This window comes from Streptomyces sp. NPDC052040 (assembly GCF_044548405.1).
Taxonomy (GTDB): domain Bacteria; phylum Actinomycetota; class Actinomycetes; order Streptomycetales; family Streptomycetaceae; genus Streptomyces.
The window spans coordinates 92,955-114,520 of record NZ_JBIUBV010000011.1 but is presented as its reverse complement, the minus strand read 5'-3'; the positions used below and the strand labels follow the sequence as shown (position 1 = coordinate 114,520).

Annotated in this window: 20 protein-coding genes, 1 tRNA gene and 2 pseudogenes; 8 read left to right on the top strand and 15 right to left on the bottom strand. The window is 70.6% G+C overall.

The features are described from left to right. The first annotated feature begins 177 nt into the window (after positions 1–177). The 3 genes from galT to galK are packed head-to-tail and all read left to right on the top strand — an operon-like array spanning position 178 to position 3,353. Positions 178–1,245: a galactose-1-phosphate uridylyltransferase gene (gene galT / locus ACIHAA_RS22045; RefSeq protein WP_399819673.1), complete on the top strand. Its 1,068-nt coding sequence runs from the start codon at positions 178–180 to the stop codon at positions 1,243–1,245. Then, positions 1,242–2,207 carry a UDP-glucose 4-epimerase GalE gene (galE, locus tag ACIHAA_RS22040; protein WP_399819671.1) on the top strand — a complete coding sequence of 322 codons (966 nt, stop codon included), beginning with the start codon at positions 1,242–1,244 and terminating at the stop codon, positions 2,205–2,207. Before galT ends, galE begins: the two co-directional genes overlap by 4 nt. 3 nt (positions 2,208–2,210) lie before the next feature. Next, a complete protein-coding gene (gene galK / locus ACIHAA_RS22035; protein WP_399819669.1) occupies positions 2,211–3,353 on the top strand; it encodes a galactokinase in 1,143 nt (380 codons plus the stop codon). Here galK and ACIHAA_RS22030 read toward each other — a convergent pair. Then, the gene (locus ACIHAA_RS22030) at positions 3,295–3,801 is read right to left on the bottom strand and encodes a GNAT family N-acetyltransferase (protein ID WP_399819863.1); all 507 of its coding nucleotides are present in this window, start codon (positions 3,799–3,801) and stop codon (positions 3,295–3,297) included. The genes galK and ACIHAA_RS22030 overlap by 59 nt on opposite strands. A gap of 254 nt (positions 3,802–4,055) precedes the next feature. On the opposite strand from ACIHAA_RS22030, the gene ACIHAA_RS22025 reads away from it, so the two are divergent. After that, entirely contained in the window at positions 4,056–4,820 is a 765-nt protein-coding gene (locus ACIHAA_RS22025) for a LuxR C-terminal-related transcriptional regulator (RefSeq protein WP_399819667.1), read from the top strand. On the opposite strand, the pseudogene ACIHAA_RS22020 reads toward ACIHAA_RS22025, so the two are convergent. Together ACIHAA_RS22020 and tamR are read right to left on the bottom strand one after the other, a co-directional pair. Next, positions 4,801–5,661, bottom strand: a pseudogene (locus tag ACIHAA_RS22020) (IS5 family transposase). The gene ACIHAA_RS22025 and the pseudogene ACIHAA_RS22020 sit on opposite strands and share 20 nt — an antisense overlap. Before the next feature lie 37 nt (positions 5,662–5,698). Further along, positions 5,699–6,196, bottom strand: coding sequence for a MarR family transcriptional regulator TamR (gene tamR / locus ACIHAA_RS22015; protein ID WP_399819665.1), 498 nt, complete (start codon positions 6,194–6,196; stop codon positions 5,699–5,701). A gap of 167 nt (positions 6,197–6,363) precedes the next feature. Between tamR and ACIHAA_RS22010 the strand changes: the two genes are divergently transcribed. Together ACIHAA_RS22010 and ACIHAA_RS22005 are read left to right on the top strand one after the other, a co-directional pair. After that, positions 6,364–7,173 (top strand): trans-aconitate 2-methyltransferase, encoded by an 810-nt coding sequence (locus ACIHAA_RS22010; RefSeq protein WP_399819663.1) that lies wholly within the window; start codon positions 6,364–6,366, stop codon positions 7,171–7,173. 3 nt (positions 7,174–7,176) lie between these two features. After that, positions 7,177–7,548: a VOC family protein gene (locus ACIHAA_RS22005; RefSeq protein ID WP_399819661.1), complete on the top strand. Its 372-nt coding sequence runs from the start codon at positions 7,177–7,179 to the stop codon at positions 7,546–7,548. Here ACIHAA_RS22005 and ACIHAA_RS22000 read toward each other — a convergent pair. The 3 genes from ACIHAA_RS22000 to ACIHAA_RS21990 form a co-directional block, all read right to left on the bottom strand. After that, the gene (locus ACIHAA_RS22000) at positions 7,535–8,149 is read right to left on the bottom strand and encodes a Uma2 family endonuclease (RefSeq protein ID WP_399819659.1); all 615 of its coding nucleotides are present in this window, start codon (positions 8,147–8,149) and stop codon (positions 7,535–7,537) included. The two genes, ACIHAA_RS22005 and ACIHAA_RS22000, sit on opposite strands and share 14 nt — an antisense overlap. 99 nt (positions 8,150–8,248) lie before the next feature. Then, positions 8,249–8,935 (bottom strand): TetR family transcriptional regulator, encoded by a 687-nt coding sequence (locus ACIHAA_RS21995; RefSeq protein ID WP_399819657.1) that lies wholly within the window; start codon positions 8,933–8,935, stop codon positions 8,249–8,251. Continuing rightward, positions 8,932–9,942, bottom strand: coding sequence for an acyl-CoA desaturase (locus ACIHAA_RS21990; protein WP_399819655.1), 1,011 nt, complete (start codon positions 9,940–9,942; stop codon positions 8,932–8,934). The genes ACIHAA_RS21995 and ACIHAA_RS21990 overlap by 4 nt, the downstream gene beginning before the upstream one ends. A gap of 309 nt (positions 9,943–10,251) precedes the next feature. Between ACIHAA_RS21990 and ppc the strand changes: the two genes are divergently transcribed. Continuing rightward, positions 10,252–12,996, top strand: coding sequence for a phosphoenolpyruvate carboxylase (ppc, locus tag ACIHAA_RS21985; RefSeq protein WP_399819653.1), 2,745 nt, complete (start codon positions 10,252–10,254; stop codon positions 12,994–12,996). A gap of 82 nt (positions 12,997–13,078) precedes the next feature. On the opposite strand, the pseudogene ACIHAA_RS21980 reads toward ppc, so the two are convergent. The 7 genes and pseudogenes from ACIHAA_RS21980 to ACIHAA_RS21950 form a co-directional block, all read right to left on the bottom strand. After that, positions 13,079–13,559, bottom strand: a pseudogene (locus tag ACIHAA_RS21980) (hypothetical protein). Then, positions 13,508–14,110, bottom strand: a complete 603-nt coding sequence (gene pth, locus ACIHAA_RS21975; protein ID WP_399819651.1) for an aminoacyl-tRNA hydrolase — start codon at positions 14,108–14,110, stop codon at positions 13,508–13,510. Before pth ends, ACIHAA_RS21980 begins: the two are co-directional and overlap by 52 nt. Before the next feature lie 77 nt (positions 14,111–14,187). Beyond that, on the bottom strand, positions 14,188–14,787 hold the full coding sequence (locus tag ACIHAA_RS21970; protein WP_399819649.1) for a 50S ribosomal protein L25/general stress protein Ctc: 600 nt from the start codon (positions 14,785–14,787) through the stop codon (positions 14,188–14,190). Between the two features lie 219 nt (positions 14,788–15,006). After that, a complete protein-coding gene (locus ACIHAA_RS21965) occupies positions 15,007–15,981 on the bottom strand; it encodes a ribose-phosphate diphosphokinase (RefSeq protein ID WP_399819647.1) in 975 nt (324 codons plus the stop codon). 146 nt (positions 15,982–16,127) lie between these two features. After that, a complete protein-coding gene (gene glmU / locus ACIHAA_RS21960; RefSeq protein WP_399819861.1) occupies positions 16,128–17,573 on the bottom strand; it encodes a bifunctional UDP-N-acetylglucosamine diphosphorylase/glucosamine-1-phosphate N-acetyltransferase GlmU in 1,446 nt (481 codons plus the stop codon). A 122-nt stretch (positions 17,574–17,695) separates the two neighbouring features. Next, positions 17,696–17,769 (bottom strand) — tRNA-Gln (locus ACIHAA_RS21955). Positions 17,770–17,792: 23 nt separating this feature from the next. After that, positions 17,793–18,653 carry a hypothetical protein gene (locus ACIHAA_RS21950; protein WP_399819645.1) on the bottom strand — a complete coding sequence of 287 codons (861 nt, stop codon included), beginning with the start codon at positions 18,651–18,653 and terminating at the stop codon, positions 17,793–17,795. A gap of 166 nt (positions 18,654–18,819) precedes the next feature. Here ACIHAA_RS21950 and ACIHAA_RS21945 point away from each other — a divergent pair, with 166 nt between their 5' ends. Continuing rightward, positions 18,820–20,136: a sensor histidine kinase gene (locus tag ACIHAA_RS21945; protein ID WP_399819643.1), complete on the top strand. Its 1,317-nt coding sequence runs from the start codon at positions 18,820–18,822 to the stop codon at positions 20,134–20,136. Positions 20,137–20,175: 39 nt separating this feature from the next. Here ACIHAA_RS21945 and ACIHAA_RS21940 read toward each other — a convergent pair whose 3' ends face one another. Together ACIHAA_RS21940 and ACIHAA_RS21935 are read right to left on the bottom strand one after the other, a co-directional pair. After that, entirely contained in the window at positions 20,176–20,709 is a 534-nt protein-coding gene (locus ACIHAA_RS21940) for an SUKH-3 domain-containing protein (RefSeq protein WP_399819641.1), read from the bottom strand. A gap of 192 nt (positions 20,710–20,901) precedes the next feature. Next, positions 20,902–21,402 (bottom strand): YwqJ-related putative deaminase, encoded by a 501-nt coding sequence (locus ACIHAA_RS21935; RefSeq protein WP_399819639.1) that lies wholly within the window; start codon positions 21,400–21,402, stop codon positions 20,902–20,904. Between the last annotated feature and the right edge of the window lie 164 nt (positions 21,403–21,566).

The following is a 21,566-nucleotide window of genomic DNA, read 5'->3' as shown; positions in this document are numbered from 1 at the left end:
GAACTGTGCGGAACCTACGCCCCCTCGTTCGATTTTTGAACAGTTTTGATGATGCTCTTTGTTGGATTGTGATGTTGACTGGTGTGGTGGGTTGTGATTTGTTGTGTTGGGTTATGTTTGAAGGGCGGCCCCGGTACGGATGAGGCGTCCGGCAGTGCAGCAGAAAGGCAAGGCGTCGTGAAGAAGACCCCGACCCGGCTGGCCGACGGTCGCGAACTCATCTACTACGACCTCCGCGACGACGTCGTACGGGACGCACCCGACCGCCGCCCGCTGGAGCGGACCGTCACCACCTCCGAGATCCGCCGGGACCCGCTGCTCGGCGACTCGGTCGCCGTCGCCTCCCACCGTCAGGGCCGCACCTATCTGCCGCCCGCCGACGAATGCCCGCTGTGCCCCTCCGACGGGGACCGGCTGAGCGAGATCCCCGACTCCGGCTACGACGTCGTGGTCTTCGAGAACCGCTTCCCCTCGCTCGCCGGGGACTCCGGGCGCTGCGAGGTCGTCTGCTTCACCCCCGACCACCACGCGTCCTTCGCCGACCTCACCGAGGAGCAGGCCCGGCTGGTCCTGGACGCCTGGACCGACCGCACCGCGGAGCTGTCCCACCTGCCCTCCGTCCGGCAGGTCTTCTGCTTCGAGAACCGCGGCCGGGAGATCGGCGTGACCCTCGGCCACCCCCACGGCCAGATCTACGCCTACCCCTTCACCACCCCGCGCACCGCCCTCATGCTCCGCTCGGTCGCCGCCCACAAGGCCGCCACCGGCGGCGAGAACCTCTTCGACGCCGTCCTGGCACGCGAGCTGGCCGGTGAACGGGTCGTCCTGCGCACCGAGCACTGGGTCGCCTTCGTCCCCTACGCCGCGCACTGGCCCTACGAGGTCCACCTCTACCCCCGGCGCCGCGTCCCGGACCTGCTCGCCCTGGACGAGGCCGTCCGCGCCGAGTTCCCCCGGGTGTATCTGGAGCTCCTGGCACGCTTCGACCGGATCTTCGGTGAGCAGGAGGCTCCGACGCCGTACATCTCCGCCTGGCACCAGGCACCGTTCGGCGCGCCCGAGGAGTGCGGCGGCACCGTCGTCGGCCGTGACGACTACGCCCTCCACCTCGAGCTTTTCACCATTCGCCGCACTTCCGGCAAGCTGAAGTTCCTCGCGGGTTCCGAGTCCGGCATGAACGTGTTCATCAACGACGTGCCGCCGGAATCCGCGGCCCAGCGACTGCGAGAGGTAGCGAGTTCATGAGTGGGAAGTACCTGGTCACCGGTGGGGCCGGTTATGTGGGCAGTGTGGTCGCGCAGCATCTGCTGGAGGCGGGCCACGAGGTCGTCGTGCTCGACAACCTCTCCACCGGCTTCCGCGAGGGTGTGCCGGCCGGTGCTTCCCTGATCGAGGGCGACATCCGTGACGCCGCCAAGTGGCTGGACCCCGGCTTCGACGCCGTCCTGCACTTCGCCGCGTTCTCCCAGGTCGGCGAGTCCGTCGTCAAGCCCGAGAAGTACTGGGACAACAACGTCGGCGGCACCATGGCGCTGCTCGGCGCGATGCGCGAGACGGGCGTGCGCAAGCTGGTCTTCTCCTCCACCGCGGCCACCTACGGCGAGCCCGAGCAGGTGCCGATCGTCGAGACCGCCCCGACCCGGCCCACCAACCCCTACGGCGCCTCCAAGCTCGCCGTCGACCACATGATCAGCGGCGAGGCGGCCGCGCACGGCCTGGGCGCGGTCTCCCTGCGCTACTTCAACGTGGCGGGCGCCTACGGCAGCTGCGGCGAGCGCCACGACCCGGAGTCCCACCTGATCCCGCTCGTCCTCCAGGTCGCCCAGGGCCGCCGGGAGGCCATCTCCGTCTTCGGCGACGACTACCCGACCCCGGACGGCACCTGCGTCCGCGACTACATCCATGTCGCGGACCTCGCCGAGGCCCATCTGCTGGCCCTGGACGCCGCCACCCCCGGCGAGCACCTGATCTGCAACCTCGGCAACGGCAACGGCTTCTCGGTGCGCGAGGTCGTCGAGACCGTCCGCCGGGTCACCGGCCACCCGATCCCCGAGGTCATGGCCCCGCGCCGGGGCGGCGACCCGGCGGTCCTGGTCGCCTCCGCGGACACCGCCCGCGAGCGGCTCGGCTGGAACCCCTCCCGGGCGGACCTCGCGGGCATTGTCGCGGACGCCTGGGAGTTCGCACAGAACATCACAAGGGAGTAGCAGGTGGGCGTACGCGAGGGCTTCACGGGCCTCTACGGCAGGGCACCCGAGGGGATCTGGTCGGCCCCGGGCCGGGTCAACCTGATCGGCGAGTACACGGACTTCAACGAGGGCTTCGTGATGCCGTTCGCCCTGCCGCACACCGCCCTCGCCGCGGTCTCCCGCCGCACCGACGGCGTACTGCGCCTGCACTCGGCGGACATCCAGGGCCCGGTCGTCGAACTCGACGCCGACGCCCTGACCCCGCAGGAGGGCCACGGCTGGGCCGCCTACCCGGCGGGCGTCGTCTGGGCGCTGCGCCGGGCGGGCCACCCGGTCACCGGCGCCGACCTCCATCTGTCCTCGACGGTGCCGACGGGCGCGGGCCTGTCGTCCTCGGCGGCCCTGGAGGTGGTCACCGCCCTCGCGCTCAACGACCTCTACGGGCTCGGCCTGAGCCGCCCCGAGCTGGCGCGGATCGCCCAGCGCGCGGAGAACGACTTCGTCGGCGTGCCCTGCGGCGTCATGGACCAGATGGCGTCCGCGTGCGGCACCGAGGGCCACGCCCTCCATCTGGACTGCCGTGACCTGTCCACCCGCCAGATCCCCTTCGACCTCACGGCCCGGGGGCTCGCACTCCTCGTCGTCGACACCCGGGTCCAGCACGCGCTGGGCGACGGGGCGTACGCCGAGCGGCGCGCGGGGTGCGAGGAGGGCGCGCGGCAGCTCGGGGTCTCGCATCTGCGGGACATCGCCTACGAGGACCTGCCGCACGCTCTCGCGCGCCTGTCGGACGAGCGGGTGCGCCGCTATGTGCGCCATGTGGTCTCCGACGACCGCCGGGTGGCGGAGGTCGCCGCCCTGCTGGACGCGGGCGAGGTCCGGGCGATCGGGCCGCTGCTGACGGCGGGTCATCTCTCCCTGCGGGACGACCTGCGGATCTCCTGCCCGGAACTGGACCTGGTGGTGGACACGGCGAACGCGTCCGGCGCGCTGGGCGCCCGGATGACGGGTGGCGGCTTCGGCGGCTCGGCGGTCGTCCTGACGGAGGCCGCGGACGCGGACACCGTGGCCAAGGCGGTCGAGGAGGCCTTCGCCGCCGCCGGATTCACGGCGCCCCGGGTGTTCCCGGCGGCGCCGTCGGCCGGGGCCCGCCGACTGGACTGAGCCTCTTCACCAGCGTGTACTCCGTGGTCCCCGGCGGATAGTCGGGGACCACGCCCACCACGTCGTAGCCCTGCTTCCGGTAGAAGTCCGGCGCCTGGAAGTCCCAGGTCTCCAGGCGCGCGGCCACACAGCCGTGTTCCTCGCGCGCCAGGCGCTCCGCCTCGGCGAGCAGCCGCGCGCCCAGGCCCGCCCCGCGATGGCGGTCGTCCACCCACAGCAGGTCCACATGCAGCCAGGCGGCCCAGGTGTGACCGGCCAGTCCGCCTGCCGGCTCCCCCGCCGCGTCCCACGCCCAGACCTGGAGCGGGACATCGCGCTCCGCCGGGGTGCCGCGCAGCGCGCGCAGCACCGGTGAGGCCGCCGTGTTCGTCTCCCGCAGCCGTGCGCGGAGCAGATCGCGCCGCTCGTTGTCGACTTCCGCCTCGATACGAAACATGCGGCACACCATAAACGCCCTGGCCAACCAGTTCTGCAAATGTCCTTCCGCTCCAGGCCCACGGCCCTACCCTGTGATGAACAGCGCCGGTGGGGGCCGGTGCTGATCAGGGGGCGAAACAGTCGGGTACGACGCCCGGGGCGGGGGTAGCAGTTCCGGCACGGCGGCTGCCGTGCCGGGCGGCGCCCTTCCCAGGCGGACAAACCGGGGAACATGCCGGGCGTCGTACGCGCGCCGGACGTCCCCCGAGCAGTGGGGGTTTTTCAGTGGTGCGCATCCGAGTCCTGGTCGTCGACGACCACCGCATCTTCGCCGAGTCGCTCGCGGCCGCCCTGGCCGCGGAGCCCGATGTCGACGTGTCCGCCGCGGGCAGCGGTCCGGCAGCCCTGCGCTGCCTGGACCGGGCGGCCGCGGACGGGCGCAGATTCGATGTGATGCTCGTCGACGCGGACCTCGGCGGGAATCTGCCCGGACCGCGTCTGGCGGTCCCCGTCCAGGAGGCCGACAAGGACGGGCTCGTCGACGGCATCTCCCTGGTGACCGGGGTCCGCTCCGGGCATCCGGGCGTGAAGACCGTCGTCCTCGCCGAGAAGGACGACCCGCGCCGGGCGGCCCTGGCGCTGGGCGCCGGTGCCTCCGGCTGGGTCGCCAAGGACTGCTCGCTGTCCCGGCTGCTCACCGTCATACGGGGCGTGCTGCGGGACGAGACACACCTTCCGCCCGCCCTGCTCACCGGTGTCCTGCGGGAGCTGACCGCGGCCCGCAAGCACCGCACCGAGAGCGAGCGGCTGGTGGAGTCCCTGACGCCCCGGGAGCGGGAGGTGCTGCGGTGCATGGTCGCCGGGCTCGGCCGCAAGGCCGTCGCCGAGCGGCTGTTCCTCTCCCCGCACACCGTCCGCACCCATATGCAGAACGTGCTGGGGAAGCTGGGCGTCCACTCCACCCTGGCCGCCGTCGCCCTCGCCCGCCGCGCCGGGGTCGGCCCGGCCGACCTAGGTTCTGTCTCTTTGGTCAGCGCCGGGTCCAGATGAGGATGCCCGCGAGGTGGAGTGCGGCCTGGTAGGCGATCGCCAGCTTGTCGGTGCGGGTGGCCAGGCCGCGGCCACTGCTTGAGGCGGTTGATGCACCGCTCGACGGTGTTCCGCTGCTTGTATGCCTCGCTGTCGAAGGCGGGCGGACGGCCACCGAGTCGGCCTCGCCGCAGTCGGTGGCCCACCTGGTCGGACGGCTGCGGGATGACCGCACGGATGCCCCGGCGCCGCAGGTGGCTGCGGATGGCACGTGAAGAGTAAGCCCGGTCGGCCAGAACCGTTAAGGGCCGGGTCCTGGGCCTGCCAGGGCCGGTGCGGGGCACGCGGATGCGGGACATCACCGTTTCGAAGGCGGGTGCATCACCTGCCTGGCCTGCGGTGACGGTGAAGGCCAGGGGCCGAGCGTGGCCGTCCGCGGCCAGGTGGACCTTGGTGCTCAGCCCGCCGCGGGAGCGTCCCAGCGCGTGATCGGCGGGCTCTTCCGGGCGGGCCGCCCCCTTTTGCGTGCTCCAGCAGCGTGCTGGTGGGCCCGGACGACCGTGGAGTCCACTGACACCGTCCAGTCGAGGTCGTCGTCGGCGTCCGCTGCCGCCAGGACGGCGGCGAGGATCATCTCCCAAGTGCCGTCGATCGCCCATCTGATCAGCCGTTTGTGAGCGGTCTGGAAGGAGCCGAGCTCGTCGGGAAGGTCCCGCCAGGGCGAGTTGGTGCGGTACTTCCACGCGATGGCCTCAAGAGTGCGGCGATGGTCGGCCCATCGCCGCCCGCGGACCGGATCGGCTGGCATCAGCGGCTCGATCCGGTCCCACATAGCATCGGTGATCACTAATCGGACAGACACATCCGATCAACTGACCAACCCATCAAAGAGACACGCTCTAGCCGGGGATGTTGTCGAACGGGGCGGTCAGCTGGCGTAGCAGCGCGGCCAGTTCACCGCGCTGGGCCGCGCTCAGCTCCGCCAGGATCGCGCGCTCCTGGGCGAGCAGCCCGGCGAGCGCCTGGTCCGCCCGGTCCCGGCCCTCGTCGGTGAGGCGCACCAGCACCCCCCGGCGGTCGCTGGGGTCGGGCAGCCGTTCCACCAGGCCCTTCTTGGCCAGGCGGTCGACGCGGTTGGTCATGGTGCCCGAGGTCACCAGAGTCTGCGTCAGCAACTGGCCGGGGGAGAGCTGATAGGGGCTGCCCGCCCGGCGCAGCGCGGTGAGGACGTCGAACTCCCAGGGCTCCAACTGGTGCTCGGAGAACGCCAGTCGCCGCGCACGGTCGAGATGCCGGGCCAGTCTGCTCACCCGGCTGAGGACCTCGAGCGGTTCCACGTCGAGGTCCGGGCGCTCCCTGCGCCATGCCGCGACCAGCCGATCGACCTCGTCCTCCATGGCGGCCAGTGTAGTGGTTGTGTCGACGTGAAGTCTCTTCATGTGAAGTCTCTTGACGTCGAGATAGTTGGGGTACGAGGATGGACGAGGTGTACGGAGGTGTCGTCGAACGGGGGTGACACCTCCGTACGCGGACATCGAACCGTGCACCACGAGGAGGCCCCGCCATGCCCGCCGCGCCCACCTGGGATCCCGCCCAGTACCTCCGCCACGCCGGTCACCGCGCCCGTCCCTTCCTCGACCTGCTCGCCCGGGTACCCGAACCGGGGCCCGGACACCCGCTCCGCATCGCCGACCTCGGCTGCGGCCCCGGCAATGTCACCGCCCTGCTCGCCGACCGCTGGCCCACCGCGCACATCACCGGCTACGACAACTCGCCCGAGATGCTCGACGGGGCCCACACCCACCACGAGGGCCCCACCGGGGGCGGCGGGCGGCTCGACTTCGCCCACGCCGACGCCCGCACCTGGACGCCCTCGGAGCCGTACGACCTGATCATCAGCAATGCCACCCTGCAATGGGTGCCCCAACACGCCGGACGATTCCCCGACTGGGTGGCGGCACTGCGGCCCGGCGGCGTCTTCGCCTTCCAGGTCCCCGGAAACTTCGACTCCCCGAGCCACCGGCTGATGCGGGAACTCGCCCACTCCGCCCGCTGGAAGGACCGCCTCGCCGACACCCTCCGCCACGACGACGCCGTCCTCACCCCCGAGGCCTATCTGGAACACCTCATCGGCACCGGCTGCGCCGCGGACGTCTGGGAGACCACCTATCTGCATCTGCTCCAGGGCGAGGACCCGGTCCTGGACTGGGTGAAGGGCACCGGCCTGCGCCCGATCCTCACCGAGCTGGGCGAGGAGGCGGAGGACTTCCTCACCGACTACCGCGCCGCCCTGCGCACGGCCTACCCGGCCACCGCCCACGGCACGGTCTTCCCCTTCCGCCGCATCTTCGCCGTCGCGACCAGGAAGGGCTGAGCGATGCTCACCGCCGTCGACCACGTCCAGCTCGCGGCCCCGCCCGGCTCGGAGGACCTGCTGCGCGCGTACTACGCGGATGTGCTCGGCATGACCGAGATCCCCAAACCGCCGGTGCTCGCCGCGCGCGGCGGCTGCTGGTTCCAGGCGGGCACGGTGCAACTGCACCTGGGCGTCGAAGAGGATTTCCGGCCCGCACGGAAGGCGCACCCGGGACTGCGGGTCACCGGCATCGAGACCTACGCCGCCCGGCTCGCCGCCCGGGGCGCCACCGTCACCTGGGACGGCAATCTGCCGGGCCATCGGCGCTTCTACTCGGAGGATCCGGTGGGGAACCGGCTGGAATTCCTGGAGCCGGTGGCTACAGACGCCTGAGGGCGTCCAGGGTGATGTCGATGTCGATGCTGTAGGGCACGGTGAGGTCCAGCTTGTCGTGGTGGATGCCGGTCAGGGCGTAGACCTTGTTGACCGGGTCCAGCTCATAGGTGCGGACCACCGGGTGCTGATTGCCCTCGGCCATCTCGACCAGCCAGAAACACGGGATCCCGGCGGCCGCGTACTTCAGCGGCTTGGCCTCGTGATCGCGCGCCTCGGAATCGGGGGACACCACCTCCACGGCGAGGAGCACGTCCTCCGCCGCGAAGCGGGTCTGCTCAAGACCGGTGTCCGCGTCCGCACGGATCACGCTGATGTCCGGCTCCGGAGCGTTGCGACGGTCGAGCACGACCGTCATCTCCTGCTTGACCTTGAGATGGCCCGGCACGGTCGACCGCAGCCCATGAGCCAGCAAGTAGATCATCAGCATATGGAAATTCCGCTGCGGACTCACGAAGACCAAGCTCCCGTCGATCAACTCGGTGTGCGGCGGGAGGTCCGGCAGGGTGAACAAATCATCGACCGTGAAGCCCTCGGGCGGCGGCACGGGCAGGTGGATGCCGGGCTCGGACTCGTGTGCGGCGAACGGCTCGGCAGACATGGTGATTCCTCCCATGAACGGGATTCTCGGACCGTGTACCCACCGTAGCGGCCGGAACCGACAAAGGTCATCACATCGGGTGATCAACGCCCCCGGGCGTCAGTTCTTGCGGTGACCGATCAGCCGCGGCTTCGGCTCCAGGCCGTCCAGACCGTGCCACGCCAGGTTCACCAGATGCGCCGCCACCTCGGCCTTCTTCGGACGGCGCACGTCCAGCCACCACTGGCCCGTCAGCGCCACCATCCCGACCAGCGCCTGCGCGTACAGCGGGGCGAGCTTCGGATCGAAGCCCCGGCTCTTGAACTCACGGCCCAGGATGTCCTCCACCTGCGTGGCGATGTCCGAGATGAGCGAGGCGAAGGACCCCGTCGACTGCGGAATCGGCGAATCGCGCACCAGGATCCGGAAGCCGTCCGTGCACTCCTCGATGTAGTCCAGCAGTGCGAAGGCCGCCTGCTCGCACAGCTCACGCGGATGCCCGGCCGTCAGCGAACTCGTCACCATCTCCAGCAGGCGCCGCATCTCGCGGTCCACCACCACCGCGTACAGGCCCTCCTTGCCGCCGAAGTGCTCGTACACCACCGGCTTGGAGACCCCGGCCTTCGCCGCGATCTCCTCCACCGACGTGCCCTCGAACCCCTTCGCGGCGAACAGCGTCCGGCCGATCTCCAGCAACTGCTGGCGGCGCTCCGCCCCGGTCATCCGGGTGCGCCGGACGCGCCGCGGTTTGTCGGTGCCGGTCGTTCGGGGAGTGCTGGAGGAGTCGGTCGCCACGCCGTCAATCATGCCGTGCCGGCGGTCGTCCTCCCGCGCCGGGAGCCCTCCCCGTCGGCGGCACGCCGGGAATCGATACGGGAGCGTGACGGCCAGCGCACGTCATACGCCCAGCCCAGCAGCTCGAACCAGCGGATGATCCGCGCCGAGGAGTCCAGCTGCCCCCGCTCCACACCGTGCCGCGCCGACGTCGGATCCGCGTGGTGCAGGTTGTGCCAGGACTCACCGCACGACAGGACCGCCAGCCACCACACGTTCCCCGAACGGTCGCGCGACTTGAACGGCCGCTTGCCCACCGCATGGCAGATGGAGTTGATCGACCAGGTCACATGGTGCAGCAGCGCCACCCGCACCAGCGACCCCCAGAACAGCGCCGTGAAGGCGCCCCACCAGGACATCGTCACCAGACCGCCGATCAGCGGCGGCAGCAGCAGCGACAGGCCCGTCCACAGCACGAACTGGCGGGAGACCGCCCGCAGCGCCGGGTCCTTGACCAGATCCGGCGCGTACTTCTCCTGGGACGTCTGCTCCTCGTCGAACATCCAGCCGATATGGGCCCACCACAGGCCCTTCATCAGCGCCGGCACCGTCTCCCCGTAACGCCACGGAGAGTGCGGGTCGCCCTCCGCGTCCGAGAACTTGTGGTGCTTGCGGTGATCGGCCACCCAGCGCACCAGCGGCCCCTCCACGGCCATCGACCCCGCGATCGCCAGAGCGATCTTCAGCGGCCGCTTCGCCTTGAACGAGCCATGGGTGAAGTGACGGTGGAAACCGATCGTGATGCCGTGGCAGCCCAGGTAGTAGAAGAAGACCAGCAGGCCCAGATCGAGCCAGCTCACACCCCATCCCCAGGCCAGCGGCACCGCCGCGACCAGCGCCAGGAACGGGACCGCGATGAACATCAGCAGCGTGATCTGCTCGATCGAACGCTTCTGTTCGCCGCCCAGCGTCGCCGAGGGCAGCGGAGTGTCGTCGGGCGCCTGCGGGGCGTCATCGATCACATCGGAGCTTGTGGCCATGGGGCGTCCCCTGTGGGGTCGAGGGTCGAGGCAGATGCCCGGAATACGGAGTGCAGGATGCCCCCGGGAACTGACGGGAGACCCTACGGCTCCGTAACCTACGGCGACGTAAGTATGGCAGTGCGCCGCCCACCGGCAAGAGCCCGCGAGCCTGCGCGTCCGTGTGGACACCTATCCTGGGAACCGGTCGGACAGCGCGGTCCGCTCTGATTTCTTCCCGGATGCCCGGTCCGCATGCGGTACCCGCCGCGCGGCACCCGTCCGGGGCCCCCTCCCAGACGAGCTTCACCACTGCAAGGAGCCGCACCTGTGAGCAGTGCCGACGACCAGACCACGACGACCAGCAGCGAGTTGCGCGCCGACATCCGCCGACTGGGTGATCTGCTCGGCGAGACCCTCGTCCGGCAGGAGGGCCCCGAACTCCTGGACCTGGTCGAGCGAGTCCGCCGGCTGACCCGTGAGGACGGGGAGGCCGCCGCCGAACTGCTGCGTGGCACCGAACTGGAGACCGCCGCCAAGCTGGTGCGCGCCTTCTCCACCTACTTCCATCTCGCCAACGTCACCGAGCAGGTCCACCGCGGCCGCGAGCTGCGCGCCCGGCGCGCCGCCGAAGGCGGACTCCTCTCCCGCACCGCCGACCGCCTCAAGGACGCCGACCCCGAGCACCTGCGCGACACCGTCGGCAACCTCAATGTGCGCCCCGTCTTCACCGCGCACCCCACGGAAGCCGCCCGCCGCTCCGTCCTCAACAAGCTGCGCCGCATCGCCGCGCTCCTGGACACCCCGGTCATCGAGAGCGACCGGCGCCGCCACGACACCCGGCTCGCTGAGAACATCGACCTCGTCTGGCAGACCGACGAACTCAGGGTGGTCCGCCCCGAACCCGCCGACGAGGCCCGCAACGCCATCTACTACCTGGACGAACTCCACGCCGGAGCCGTCGGCGACGTCCTGGAGGACCTCACCGCCGAACTGGAGCGGGTCGGCGTCAAGCTCCCCGACCACACCCGCCCCCTCACCTTCGGCACCTGGATCGGCGGCGACCGCGACGGCAACCCCAATGTGACCCCCGAGGTCACCTGGGACGTCCTCATCCTCCAGCACGAGCACGGCATCAACGACGCCCTGGAGATGATCGACGAGCTGCGCGCCCTGCTCTCCCAGTCCATCCGCTACACCGGCGCCACCCAGGAACTCCTGGACTCCCTCCAGGCCGACCTCGACCGGCTCACCGGCATCAGCCCCCGCTACAAGCGCCTGAACGCCGAAGAGCCCTACCGCCTCAAGGCCACCTGCATCCGGCAGAAGCTCCTGAACACCAGGAAGCGCCTCGCCAAGGGCACCCGGCACCAGCCCGGCCGCGACTACCTGGGCACCACCGAACTCCTGAACGACCTCCGGATCGTCCAGACCTCGCTGCGCGCCCACCGCGGCCACCTCTTCGCCGACGGCCACCTCGCCCGCACCATCCGCACCCTGGCCGCCTTCGGGCTCCAGCTCGCCACCATGGACGTCCGCGAACACGCCGACGCCCACCACCACGCCCTCGGACAGCTCTTCGACCGGCTCGGCGAGGAATCCTGGCGCTACGACGACATGCCGCGCGAGTACCGGCACAAGCTCCTCGCCAAGGAACTGCGCTCCCGGCGCCCCCTCGCCCCCACCCCCGCCCCCCTCGACGCCGCGGGCACCAAGACCCTCGGCGTCTTCGAGACCGCCCGGCGGGCCCTGGACGTCTTCGGCCCCGAGGTCATCGAGTCGTACATCATCTCCATGTGCCAGGGCGCCGACGACGTCTTCGCCGCCGCCGTCCTCGCCCGCGAGGCGGGCCTCGTCGACCTGCACGCCGGCTGGGCGAAGATCGGCATTGTCCCCCTCCTGGAGACCACGGACGAGCTCAAGGCCGCCGACACCATCCTGGAGAACATGCTCGCCGACCCCTCCTACCGGCGTCTCGTCGCGCTCCGCGGCGACGTCCAGGAGGTCATGCTCGGCTACAGCGACTCCTCCAAGTTCGGCGGCATCACCACCTCCCAGTGGGAGATCCACCGCGCCCAGCGCCGCCTGCGCGACGTCGCCCACCGCTACGGCGTACGGCTGCGCCTCTTCCACGGCCGCGGCGGCACCGTAGGCCGCGGCGGCGGCCCCACCCACGACGCGATCCTCGCCCAGCCCTGGGGCACCCTCGAGGGCGAGATCAAGGTCACCGAGCAGGGCGAGGTCATCTCCGACAAGTACCTCATCCCGTCCCTCGCCCGGGAGAACCTCGAACTCACGGTCGCCGCCACCCTCCAGGCGTCCGCCCTGCACACGGCACCCCGTCAGTCCGACGAGGCGCTCGCCCGCTGGGACGCCGCCATGGACGTCGCCTCCGAAGCCGCCCACTCGGCCTACCGCCGCCTGGTCGAGGACCCCGACCTCCCCGCCTACTTCTTCGCCTCCACCCCCGTGGACCAGCTCGCCGAACTCCACCTCGGCTCCCGTCCCTCCCGCCGTCCCGACTCCGGTGCCGGCCTCGACGGGCTCCGCGCCATCCCCTGGGTCTTCGGCTGGACCCAGTCCCGGCAGATCGTCCCCGGCTGGTACGGCGTCGGCTCCGGCCTCAAGGCACTGCGCGAGGCGGGCCTGCGGGACGAGGGCGACACCGTGCTCCGCGAGATGCACGAACACTGGCACTTCTTCCGCAACTTCATCTCCAACGTCGAGATGACCCTCGCCAAGACCGACCTGCGGATCGCCGGTCACTACGTCGACACCCTCGTCCCCGGCGAACTCAAGCACGTCTTCGAGACCATCCGGGCCGAGCACGAACTGACCGTCAGCGAGGTCCTGCGGATCACCGGCGAGAAGGAACTGCTGGAGGCCGACCCCGCCCTCCAGCAGACCTTCGCCATCCGCGACGCCTACCTCGACCCGATCTCCTACCTCCAGGTCGCCCTGCTCAAGCGCCAGCGCGACGCCGCCGCCACCGGCGCCGAACCCGACCCGCTGCTCGCCCGCGCCCTGCTGCTGACCGTCAACGGTGTCGCGGCCGGACTGCGCAACACCGGCTGACCCTCGTCGGCACACAGCACGGTGCCCCCGTACGCACTGCGTACGGGGGCACCGTGCTGTTGTCGAATCCCGGGCGGCCTTACTACAAGGCCAGGAACGCCACCCCCGCTCCCGCCATCACCCAGGCCGTACGCGTCGCCCGCAGCCCCCCCGGCCACCACCACCGACGCCAGCAGCAGCGCGCCCGCCAGCGGAATCCAGGCGTAGAGCACACCTCCCGGACCCGTTCGCACCACCTCGTCGGAGTCCGGCTTCACCGCCACCGTCAGGACCTCGCCCGCCCGTACCCCCACCGGTGACCGCAGCCCCACCCGTCCGCGCGCCGCGGACCTCGCCGACAACGGCGCGTACGGGTCCGCGCACACCTCACCGGAACACCCGGACACCGTCATCGTGCCCTGCTCGCGGCCCTTGGTCAGCATCACGTACTGCCCGGTCCCCCGACATGGCCGCGCTCCTTGGCCATGCCTGCACTCCCGGTCAACTCCCGGCCGTCCCGCCGACGGACACGTCAGGAGTTGTACGTGCTTTGCGCCCGCTCCAGCCCCTCGATCACCAGACACTCCACCGCGTCCGCCGCACGGTCCACGAAGTAGTCCAGCTCCTTGCGCTCCGCCGAGGAGAAGTCCTTCAGCACGTAATCCGCCACCTGCATCCGCCCCGGCGGACGCCCGATGCCGAACCGCACCCGGTGGTACTCCGCGCCCATCGCCTTGGTGACCGACTTCAGCCCGTTGTGCCCGTTGTCCCCGCCGCCCAGCTTCAGCCGCAGCGTCCCGTAGTCGATGTCCAGCTCGTCGTGCACGGCCACCACATTCGCCGCCGGCACCTTGTAGAAGTCCCGCAGCGCGTTCACCGGGCCGCCCGAGAGATTCATGTACGACATCGGCTTCACCAGCACCACCCGGCGGTTCGCGGGACCCGGCGGACCGATCCGCCCCTCCACGACCTGCGCCTGCGCCCGGCCCGCCCGCTTGAACTTCCCGCCGATCCGCCCGGCCAGCAGATCGGCCACCATGAACCCCACGTTGTGCCGGTTCATCGCATACTCGGGCCCCGGATTCCCCAGACCCACGATCAGCCAGGGACCGCCCGCTTCGGTCGTCACGTCCATGTCTCCTTGATACGCGCCAGCCGCTGCCCCACCCGGGAACAGCGGCTGACGAAACGACGAAACAACGACCGCGAGGATCAGTCCTCGGCGGCGGCCTCCTCGCCCTCGGCCTCCTCGGCCTCCGGGGCCTCCTCGGCCTGCGCGGCCAGCACCTGGAGGACCACCGCGTCCTCGTCGACGGCCAGCGTCACGCCGTTGGGCAGCGAGATGTCCTTGGCGTGGACCGAGGCACCGGCCTCCAGGCCCTCCACCGACACCGTCACGGCCTCGGGGATGTGCGTGGCCTCGGCCTCGACCGGAAGCGCCACGAGCACGTGCTCCAGCAGGTTGTTGCCCGGGGCCAGCTCGCCCTCGGCGTGCACCGGAACCTCGACCGTGACCTTCTCGCCGCGCTTGACCAGCAGCAGGTCGACGTGCTCCAGGAAGCCCTTCAGCGGGTCGCGCTGCACGGCCTTCGGGATCGCCAGCTCGTTGGTCTTGCCGTCGATGTCCAGCGAGATCAGGACGTTCGGGGTACGCAGCGCCATCAGCAGCTCGTGGCCCGGCAGCGTCAGGTGCAGCGGCTCGGTGCCGTGCCCGTACAGGACACCCGGAACCTTGTGCTCGCGGCGGACACGACGGGCGGCACCCTTGCCGAACTCGGTGCGCGTCTCGGCGGCGATCTTCACCTCGGACATGATCACTCCTCGTAGAAAACAGTCAGCGAACGTGGTCACCCGGCCACGAACGGCCTGCTACGAAGAGCGCGTCGATAACGGACAGCCGTACATGAGTACGGCCTCCCTCGCCGAGCAACTCGAGAAGTCTACTCGGAGGGGAGGCCGTACCCAAAAGGATCATCGGCGGCGCCGGATCAGCGGCCCGGCACCCTCACCGGCCCCCGACCCGGGCAGCCGTCACTGCTCGTCGAACAGGCTCGTGACCGAGCCGTCCTCGAACACCTCGCGCACCGCGCTCGCGATCGTCGGCGCGATCGACAGCACCGTGATCTTGTCGAGCTCCAGCTCACCCGGCGTCGGCAGCGTGTTCGTGAAGACGAACTCGCTCACCTTCGAGTTCTTCAGACGGTCCGCCGCCGGACCCGACAGCACACCGTGCGTCGCCGTCACGATGACGTCCTCCGCGCCGTGCGCGAACAGGGCGTCCGCGGCCGCGCAGATCGTGCCACCGGTGTCGATCATGTCGTCGACCAGGACGCAGATACGGCCCTTCACATCACCGACGACCTCGTGCACCGTCACCTGGTTCGCCACGTCCTTGTCGCGGCGCTTGTGCACGATCGCCAGCGGCGCGCCCAGCCGGTCGCACCAGCGGTCCGCGACCCGCACCCGGCCCGCGTCCGGCGACACCACGGTCAGCTTGTTCCGGTCCACCTTCTGGCCCACGTAGTCCGCCAGCAGCGGCAGCGCGAACAGGTGGTCCACCGGACCGTCGAAGAAGCCCTGGATCTGGTCCGTGTGCAGATCCACGGTGAGGATCCGGTCCGCCCCGGCCGTCTTCATCAGATCGGCGATCAGACGCGCCGAAATCGGTTCACGTCCGCGGTGCTTCTTGTCCTGCCGCGCGTAACCGTAGAAGGGCACGATCACCGTAATGGAGCGGGCCGACGCACGCTTCAACGCGTCGATCATGATCAACTGCTCCATGATCCACTTGTTGATCGGCGCCGTGTGGCTCTGGATCAGGAAGCAGTCGGCACCGCGCGCCGACTCCTGATAGCGAACGTAGATCTCACCGTTCGCGAAGTCGAAGGCCTTCGTCGGGACAACCCCGACACCCAGCTGGTGGGCGACCTCCTCGGCAAGCTCGGGGTGGGCGCGGCCGGAGAAGAACATCAACTTCTTCTGGCCGGTCGTCTTGAACCCGGTCACGGCACTGTCTCCTCAGAGGTGTTCTCAGCATGGTGCGAGAGGCCTTGCGCAACCGCGCACCCGCGGGATACGCAGGCCGTCTCGGCTGGTGGGGGTACGGGTGTGCACTTCTCACGGTACGCCGTGTCCGGCGCACCTGTTTCCGCTCAGTCCTCGCCGCCCGGCTCCCGGGACGACGTCTCGGCCGCCTTCGCCGCCGCGCTTCCCGGACGCTTGCGGGCCACCCAGCCCTCGATATTCCGCTGCTGACCACGGGCCACGGCCAGCGAACCGGGCGGCACATCCTTGGTGATCACGGAGCCCGCCGCGGTGTACGCACCGTCCCCGATCGTGACAGGAGCCACAAACATGTTGTCCGAACCGGTGCGGCAGTGCGAGCCGACCGTCGTGTGGTGCTTGTCCTGCCCGTCGTAGTTCACGAACACGCTCGCCGCACCGATGTTGGTGTACTCGCCGATCGTCGCGTCCCCGACGTACGACAGGTGCGGCACCTTCGTGCCCTCGCCGATCGCGGCGTTCTTGGTCTCCACATACGTACCGACCTTGGACTTCACGCCCAGCCGCGTCCCCGGCCGCAGATACGCGTACGGACCCACCGACGCCTGCGGCCCCACGACCGCGCCGTCCGACACCGTGTTGTCCACCCGCGCCCCCGCACACACCCGGGTGTCCTTCAGCCGCGAGTTGGGCCCCACCTCGGCACCCTCACCGATGTGCGTCGCCCCGGTCAGCTGCGTCCCCGGCTGCACCACCGCGTCCTGCTCGAAGGTCACCGTCACATCGACCCATGTCGTCGCCGGGTCCACCACCGTGACGCCCGCCAGCATCGCCGACGTCAGCAGCCGGTCGTTGAGGATGCGGCGCGCCTCGGCCAGCTGCACACGGTTGTTGATGCCGGCGATCTCCCGGTGGTCGCCCGTGACCGAGGCGCCGACCCGGTGCCCGGCCGCCCGCAGGATGCCGAGGACATCGGTCAGATACTCCTCGCCCTGGCTGTTGTCGGTCCTGACCTTCTTCAGGGCCTCGGCGAGCAGCTGCCCGTCGAAGGCGAAGACGCCCGAGTTGATCTCATGGATCGCACGCTCGGCCGCGGAGGCGTCCTTGTGCTCGACGATCGCGGTGACGGCGCCGGAGCCGTCCCGGACGATCCGGCCGTAGCCGGTGGCGTCGGGGACCTCGGCGGTGAGCACGGTGACGGCGTTGCCGTCCTCCTGGTGCGTACCGGCCAGGCGCCGCAGCGTCTCACCGGTGAGCAGCGGGGTGTCGCCGCACACGACGACCACGGTCCCGTCGACGGCGCCGCCCAGCTCCTCCAGGCCCATCCGGACGGCGTGGCCGGTGCCGTTCTGCTCGGCCTGGACCGCCGTGCGGACGTCCGGGTCGATCTCGGCGAGATGCGCGCCGACCTTCTCCCGGGCGTGGCCCACGACGACGACGAGGTGCTCGGGCTCCAACTCGCGCGCGGCGGCGAGTACATGCCCGACGAGGGAACGGCCGCAGATGTCGTGCAGGACCTTGGGTGTGGCCGACTTCATACGGGTGCCCTCACCCGCTGCGAGAACGACGACGGCGGCCGGGCGGATGGCGCTCACGGGGATGCCCTTCGGCTTCTGGGGTGGGGTGGACATCCGCAGGATACCGGGGCGTTCCTGAGGCGACATGAGAGCGGGCCCTGACGGGGAGGTCAGGGCCCGAACCTGGCTCATGTGTGCCGTGGCTCCCGGAGAAGGATTCGAACCCTCATTCAACGGACCAAAACCGTTTGTCCTGCCCTTAGACGATCCGGGATGGTATGCGCACTCTGTCCGATTTCATTGATCGGCAACGCGTGCGGACTCCACTATGCCGTACCAGGCACCCTCGATGCGACGGTACAAGTCGGCACCCTTGAGGACTTTGAGGCCGAGGCAGCCGCGATAGGAATCGCCCGTGTTCTTGCGGGCCGTCCTGGGGGTGTGCCGCTTGAGGGCCGTCTTGTTGAACGCGGAGCGGTCGGCCCCGACCAGGTCGGCCCAGTACTGCTCGGCGGCCGCGGCATCGGCCCTCTCGTGGATCATGACTGTGTACCGCAGGCGGCAGCGCTCCACGCCCATCTGGTCGAGCCAGGCGAGAAAGACCCGGATCATTCCGGGGTCGCTGTTCACGAAGATCACCTTCTCGCGGCGGTCGTACGGCTTGTCCTTGCCGCCCTCCGCCCAGTAGAGCCCCACGCCCACCAGGAAGAGCTCGCGCGGTGACAGGTCCCCGACCGCCTGCTTGGCCGCCTCCTTGGTACGCCGACGCTCCTCGTCCCGGATCCGCAGCTTCTCCTCCCAGCCCCGCCGGGCGATGGCCGCGGACTCCTCCCGACTTCGCTTCCGCTCCGGCTTCGGCAGGTCCCGTACCCACAGGGAGATCGAGCTCTTCGAGCAGCCCAGCTCCAACTGGATCCGGTCGTACGTCCAGCCCCGGAGTCGCAGCTCGCGGGCCCGCTCGCGGAGGTCGTCCTTCGCCCGGGGACGAGTGGTCCAGGCGGGTGGGGGCTCGCCCTTGACCAGTCGCCCGAGGAGGTCGTTGTTGAAGATCTTCAGCTCGTCGCGGATCTGCCGGAGGCTGTAGCCGGCGCGTCGCAGTGCCACCGCCTGCTCCCGCAGGCGCTCGAAGTCCGACTGTGTTCCCCGTGTGTGTGCCATGGGTCCAACCTCGGGGGGAATCCGGGCTTCCGGGGTCGAACGGTGCGCGATTCGACAGTTCGAGGGATTCCCGTCGGTTTCGCTTTTGTTTGATTACGGACTGTGGTGTGACGCGGCCGTCGAAACTCACCGGAAAACCCCTGCTTTCCGCCCGTAGGCTGGGAGCATGACCACGACGGGGGAAGTCCGCGCAGGGGCCGGGGAGGGCCCCTGGTGGTGGGTGCGGCGGCGCAGTGCCGTGCTCGACGTATCGCTTGCCGCGCTGTCCGCCGCGGAGTGCGGGCTTGAGGGGATCCAGTTCTCGCGGGACGCCGGTCTGTTCGTCCCTGTGGGGATGGTGTTCGGGCTGCTGGCCGGTTGCACCCTGCTGCTGCGGCGCCGGTGGCCGGTGGCCGTGGTGCTGGTGTCCATAGCGATCACGCCCGCCCAGATGGGCTTTCTGATGGGCGTGGTCGGGCTGTACACGCTGGCGGCCTCGGAGCTGCCCCGGCGGATCACGGCCGCGCTGGCGGGCATGTCGTTCGCGGGGATGTTCATCGTGACGTATGTGCGGGCGCATCAGGGGATGGTCCGGGGGGAGCTGTCGATCACCGGCGGCGTCATTCCGTTTCTGTCCGTGACCACGGCGCTGGGGATGACGGCTCCGCCGGTGCTGCTGGGGTTGTACATCGGGGCGCGGCGGCGGCTGATGGAGAGCCTGCGGGAGCGGGCCGACTCGCTGGAGCGGGAGCTGATGCTGCTCGCGGAGCGGGCGGAGGAGCGGGCGGAGTGGGCGCGGAACGAGGAGCGGACCCGGATCGCCCGGGACATGCATGACGTGGTGGCGCACCGGGTGAGCCTGATGGTGGTGCATGCCGCGGCGTTGCAGGCGGTGGCGCGGAAGGATCCGGAGAAGGCGGTGCGCAACGCCGCGCTGGTCGGGGACATGGGGCGGCAGGCGCTGACCGAGCTGCGGGAGATGCTCGGGGTGCTGCGGACGGGGGAGTCCGGGGAGCGGCCCGCGCGGTCGGGGGTGCCGCTGGCGGCGGTGGGGGCGGCTGCCGCGGCCGCGGCGTCGCGGGTGGCGGAGGATCCCGCCGAGGGGCCGTGCCTGGCGGAGCTGGAGGAATTGATCGGGCAGTCGGCGGCGGCCGGGATGGTGGTCAGTCTGTCGGTGGAGGGGGAGGCGCGTCCGTATGCCCGGGAGGTCGAGCAGACCGCGTACCGGGTGGTGCAGGAGGCGCTGACCAATGTGCACAAGCACGCGGCAGGGGCGAAGACGCGTGTGCGGCTGGCGCATCGGGCGGCGGAGATCGCGATGCAGGTGGAGAACGAGCCGCCCGAGGAGCCGGGGTCGGCGCGCGCGGCGCGGCTGCCGAGTGGGGGCAATGGCCTGGTGGGGATGAAGGAGCGGGTCGGCGCGCTGGGCGGGGTGTTTGTGTCGGGGCCCACGGACGCGGGCGGGTTCCGGGTGTCGGCGGTGATTCCGGCGGGGGCGGTGTAGCGCGAGCGGTGGGGGGACCGCCGGGGTACGGGGGCGGGGTCACCCGGCGGTGAGGCGTACCGGTTCGATGCCGGTGAGCAGTGCGGTGAGGGCGTGGTCGATGTCGGGGCCCGCGTACCAGTCGCCGGTGTGGTCGAGGACGTGGACGCGGCCTTCGGCGTCGATGGCGAGAAGGGCGCGGCTGTCGGTTTCCTCGCCGAGGGGGCACACATCGGTGCCGAGTGCGCGGCCGAGGTCGCCGAGGGTGCGGGCCAGGTGCAGGCCGTGCAGCGGGTCCAGGTGGAGGGCGGCCGGGGCGACCCGGCGGCCGGGGCCCTGGGGGGTGAGGCGGAGGTCGCCGAATTCCGCCCACGCCTCGACGGCCGCGGGGAAGACCGTGTGCCGGTGGCCCGCCGGGGAGGTGTGGCCGCGCAGGGTGTCGGCCCAGAGTTCGGCCTGCTTTATGTTCCAGCGGCCGGGCTGCCAGCCGGCGGCGCGCAGTGCGGTGTCCACGAGGGCGGGAAAGCGGGTGGGCGGTCGTCCCTGGTCGAGCGGGGTCGAGGGCTGAGGGACGGGGGAGCGGTCGGCGTGCATCTGCCCTTCGTTCGTCGAGTGCCGTGGACCGGCGCGTGGGGTGTCCCGTGGTCGGGTGGGTCTTCGTGTGGTGCGGTGTGGTCCGGTGCGCGTTCGTGCGGGTGCGGTCGGGTGTTGCGTCGTGCGGTGTGGTGCGGTCGGTGAGGGGACGTGTGGTCCGGGTCGAGGACGTGTGGTCCGGGTCGAGGGGGGTCAGTTCTGTGCCGTGGGGTCGACGATGCGGACGCCGAAGTGGCTGCTGAGTGCGGTGCAGGCGCGGCAGGGGGCGGCGAAGCTGCCGTGCAGCGGGTCGCCGTCCTCACGGATGCGGCGGGCGGTGAGTTTGGCGTGCTTGAGGGCTTTGCGGGCCTCGCCGTTGGTCATCGGCTTGCGGGAGGCGCGTTTGCTGCGGGTGGCGTCCGCCGAGGTCAGATGGCGCGAGATGAGGATGGCTTCGGCGCAGCGTCCGGTGAAGCGGTCGCGCCGGCTGCTGCTGAGGCTGTCGAGGAAGTCCTGGACGAGGGGGTGCAGGGCGGGGGGCTGGTCGCCGCGTGCGGCGGTGCCGGTGAGGGTGGTGCCGCGGACGGAGAGCGCGGCGGCGATGGTGGGGAGTATGCCGTCACGGCGGTGGCGCAGCGTGGGGGTGGGAACCGTCTCGGCGGTGCTCCAGCCGATGCGCGGGTCGCCTGTGGTGTCCGTTGGTGTCGCGTTCATGATTGCTTTCCCCTCCCTTGCATCCCCCCGGGCGGGACACAGCCTGCCAAATGCCGTGGCCGGTGCGGAAGCTGGGGCACCGCGACACGCCCGGCGCCCGTTGTCCGGTCACGGCCGGTCACGGCTGGTCACGGTACCTGTCGGGCGGCGCGCGGGGGCGGTTC